The organism is Microbacterium istanbulense (genome assembly GCF_037204145.1).
Lineage (GTDB): Bacteria > Actinomycetota > Actinomycetes > Actinomycetales > Microbacteriaceae > Microbacterium > Microbacterium istanbulense.
On record NZ_JBBDGN010000026.1, the window covers coordinates 1 to 4,176 of the forward strand.

Here is a 4,176-nt window from a genome sequence, read left to right on the forward strand (position 1 = left end):
TTGCTTGGACTCTAAGGTTTCGCTTTCCAGAAACTTGCAATGGGCTTCGATGACCGATCGAAATGGCACTCCCGGTTGCACGAAGGCATTGAGTTTCGCGTCTGGACCCAAGGCCTGAAGGATGAGCCGTTTCCTCCCGCTTGGGCTATGAATCACTCTCGTCGAGCCACGACACGTCGTCCTGTGGCGCTAGCTATTCTTTCCGCGAACGAGCCAGCCAGGGTGCAGGTGGCATTCCTCGCATGAGTCCTCGGTGATCGGATTCTCCGTCAAACAGTGTTCGCAAGTCCAGACGTCCGCTGTGTCGAGGTTGCCGTCGCAGTAACGGCGTACGGCGGCGTCACGGTCCTCTCGGAGCGCAGTAAGCGGGAGGTCAGTCTTGTCGGAAACAGTCTTAGCGAACAGAGCGAGGCCCGCGCGGCTCGCACTGCTGCCTTTGCGATAGCGTTCGACCAGCGCGGGATCTCCCGTGGAGGTCGCGAGCGAAACAGTAGTCGCTAGGAATCGGTTACGCCATGTCATGGGGGTATCGAGAGTTTCAATGACGGCGCTGACGCCGGGGCATCCCGTGTTCACGGTCAACTGAGCGGTCAGAGACACGATCGCTTCGGCGTGGGACGCGAAGCAGGGTGCCAGTTCGGTGGCGTCTTCACAATCGAGCTGTCTGAGTGGTTGGCGCTCGATCAACTGGTTGGTGCAGATCTGCCGTAGTGTCTCCTCCATCTCCTCTTCGTGCTGACGCAGGATCGCGCGCGCTTCCGCGGCCAGCCTGCCACGGTCAAAGCCGTATGCAACGACGATCTTGCCAATCCAAGTGGCCCGAAGATCGGCTGAGGTTTCAGCGACTGCTTTGAGATCGCCTATGGTTCCTTCTGCCCAACCGATAGTCGAGACAAGGTCAGAGATTTCGCCCCATCGCCATGGTTTCGGTGGCACTCCGTTGCTGCTTTCAACCGGCCAGTCTGAGAGGAGCGAGAGCAGCCATCCAAGGCCGTGCTTGTCAGCGAACAACTCACTGAATTCTCGCAACGGATCGAGGCCGGAAAGTAGCTCGGAGTAGTCGACTTTGTAGCCTCGTTCCGAGAGCACCGATGCTACTTTCTCAAACGTCTTATGAGAGTGCCGCTTCGCTATGGCGAAGAACTTCTCGTTCGCTCCTGCCGGCAACTGGTCTACGTGTTCGACCCCCAATTCAATCACGTCGCTCGTGCCCTCGATGTAGCGTTCTGCTGCATCGATGACGAATACCCCTTTTCGATAGCCGCTTGAGCTCTTCTCGGGCCGGGGTGAGTCCAGAAGGCCAATGAGCAGCGCGATCTCTCGTTCATTCAACGGGCGCTGCTCAAGCTTGGCTGCTGTGAGCCCGACAAAGAGGTCAATCAGTGCACGTCGCTGCGGCGCAAGGGAAAGCTGTTGAAGACGCCTTCGCTGATGGTCGCGGAGTGTCTGGGCCGCCTGGTAGCGAGCGAGCTGGACGGCGAAGTGCCACCCGTCGCCGTCGCTCCTGCGAGCCTCAATTCGTTCTATTAAGGAAGTGCCGGGTTCGGGCACGGGCAGTAAGTCTTCGGCCGCGTTCGCGATGACATCGATCACCCACTGCTCGACTTCGAATGACGTGCCTTTCCAGTTCGGGGCGAAGCTTGCCACCCACTCAGCTGCCCGATTGCGGTTGCCGGCGTCCTCGCCGCGGTCCGCCATCTCAAGCAGGAGTGTTCGGAGCTCCTCGTCTGTCTGCACGGCGAGCTGCACGGTCTGTTTGAGATCAGGGTTCGTGAGGGCAGCCGTGATCCAATCCTGTTTGTCCGGAAGCGGTAGTTGGCTGGCACGGCGCGCATCCGCAAGCTCGGCAAACTGACGACTGCGCGCCACTAGGTGGTCCCCATGCACAACGAAGACGCCGACTCGTTCGTCCCAGAAGTGGACCACCTGCCGTGCCAGCTCTCTTCGGAGCGGTATAGCCAACTCCCATGGTTCGAGCTGGCGAGCGACTCTAGCCTCAGCCTCATCAACCGTTGCGGTGCTCGTGTTGATCAGGCATCCGATGGTGATGAAGCCTTCTGTCAACATCGACGGTCGCATCTCCGGGTCGAGGCCGTCAGAGTGGCTCGTCTTTAGGCGTTCCCATGCGGTGATGCTGTCGTCGATCACGTTGCTGAGGAGTTCGACCGCATTCGTTGCTTCGTCTTTGTCGGCGGCGATACGGAGTGTGGCGAACGTGGCGAGGAGGGGAACTTTCCAGATGTCGTCCGTGCGCTCGGATGCGCTGCGCACACGCTGCACGCGTTCTTCGATCCACGCTTCTGGGTGAGGAACATCTTTGGGGAGCAACGCTCGAATGATCTGCGGGAGGGATCGTTTCAAGCTCGGCGGCGAGTCAAGGCTGACTGTGGGCAGACTCAGTTGACGCGTGGCCTCTTCGGCGCTTGGACGTGTTGAGAGGATGAATCCCGTCGCTACGGGCAGGGCGGTGACGATCTGCGCGAGATTGGTGGCGACTGTACCGAGATGACTTCGAGCCTCGTCGAGACCATCCACCATGAGGACTGCATTTCCCGAGAACAGCGCCTCCCTCAGAGCTGCCGTCGCGACGGCCGGGTCCACTCCGGCGATTCGCTCCGAAACGTGCCGAAGAATCGTCTCAAGCGTGAGCGAACCACCGGACTGAATCGTTGCCAGCGATTCCTTCAAATTGAAGAGCACCGGGACAGGAGCTTTATCCTCCGACGCGATGTGTGCGGCCAACTGCCGCATCGCCTCGCTCTTCCCGATGCCTGGCAGACCACTCAGGATGAACCTGGCGTTGCGTCGCGCGAGCCTCGGGAGATCAGCCGACTTACGGTCGCCCCATCGAACTTTCCAGTTTTCGAGCAGCCCGTCTACGCGTACCTCACCGAGGCGAGGAGCGAGGGTCGAGAGCGTAAGAAGATCGAGAGGTCGCGCGAGTATTTCGCGGTATGCATCAATTGCCTGGCGCTTCGCTTCCGCCGCAGCCGCCGGTACCCCGGAGATGTCAGATCTGACTTCGATGTGTGCGCCTTCGAGTGCGACCAGCCAATCGGCTATGTCAGTCCATCGCTTCGCGGCTGCTGACTCCTGCATCAGGCTCTCGAGCGCTCGAAACGCCGAGTCTGCTTTGTCTGGAGGGACGATCGTGCTGAGCAATGCACAGGCGATCCGTCGATGCGCATCCGGTGCGAACTCGGTTGCCAGTTGCAGAAACAGCGCGCTACGAATCAGCGCGTCCGGATCCGCGCATCCTGCAGTCCGGAGCTCGGACTCGACGAGGTCTAGGTTTCGAACTTGCCTCTTGTTCAGGGGAGGGGCATGCTCGTCGTTCAGCTGGTCGATGGCCGGTTGGATTTCTCTCAGTGCGCCCCGGAACTCCCTGGAGACGAGCCCGAGTCGGTCGCCGGGCATATACGGCTGCTTGCACCACTGCGCCAGCGTCTTTCGAAGAGGCGCGTCGACTCCGGCTGTGCGCTTGCATTGCAGATACCACTTCGTGTCATCCGTCATCTGGACGACAATGTCGTCTACATGTTCTGATGCTTCCAAGTAGACACGTGACGGGATGGCTCCGGGGCGGCCCTCAACTGCCTGGCCGACCATCCCGTGAACCGCTAGGAACGCAGCGGCCCCACTCCGGTGCCTGCTGCCCCGTTCATTACTTGAGCCGCCAGTGCTCCCATTAGGCATTGCACTCCCAATCTGATTCTGCGCCGGCGCGTTCGCTCCATCGCCACGCGATTCTATTGGGCTCAAACGTGCTTCGGGCGCAGCCACTCTGGCACGGTTGAGAGGCCCGCGTGCCCGGAAGCGTCGAGCCTCTGACAGCGCCGTCAACGGTCAAGTTGGCGTCGGGCCATTGAAGATCAGCCGCGGGCGGTACGCAGCTTCAGGCGGGTCAGGCGCGAGCACCGTTACGCGGCGTTGCGAACGGCGCTCTCGTCCGTCGTCGGCATCTACCTCATTACTGACACCCGCGGCGGTCGTCACTACGTCGGCAAGGCCGACGGTGCCGAGAACATCCGCCAGCGCTGGAACGCATACGCGACGAACGGCCATGGCGACAATGTCGAGCTGCGAGGTCTGGACGCGTTGACGTTCCGTTCTCGTTGCTGCGCGTGTTCGATCTGGCCACCCCGACGCGCGAGATCGACGCCGCCGAAAGTCATC

Annotated in this window: 2 protein-coding genes; both read right to left on the bottom strand. The window is 60.8% G+C overall.

Going from position 1 to position 4,176, the window contains the following annotated elements; genetic code table 11:
• Positions 1-189 precede the first annotated feature (189 nt).
• Entirely contained in the window at positions 190-3,516 is a 3,327-nt protein-coding gene (locus tag WDU93_RS15160; protein WP_337322076.1) for an NACHT domain-containing protein, read from the bottom strand.
• Positions 3,517-3,995: 479 nt separating this feature from the next.
• A partial coding sequence (locus WDU93_RS15165) for a hypothetical protein (RefSeq protein ID WP_337322077.1) occupies positions 3,996-4,176 on the bottom strand: 181 nt, incomplete at its 5' end.

Bases quoted from the DNA above. Each gene is read 5' to 3' on its own strand.
- WDU93_RS15160 (WP_337322076.1), bottom strand. From the start codon at position 3,516: ATGACGGATGACACGAAGTGGTATCTGCAATGCAAGCGCACAGCCGGA.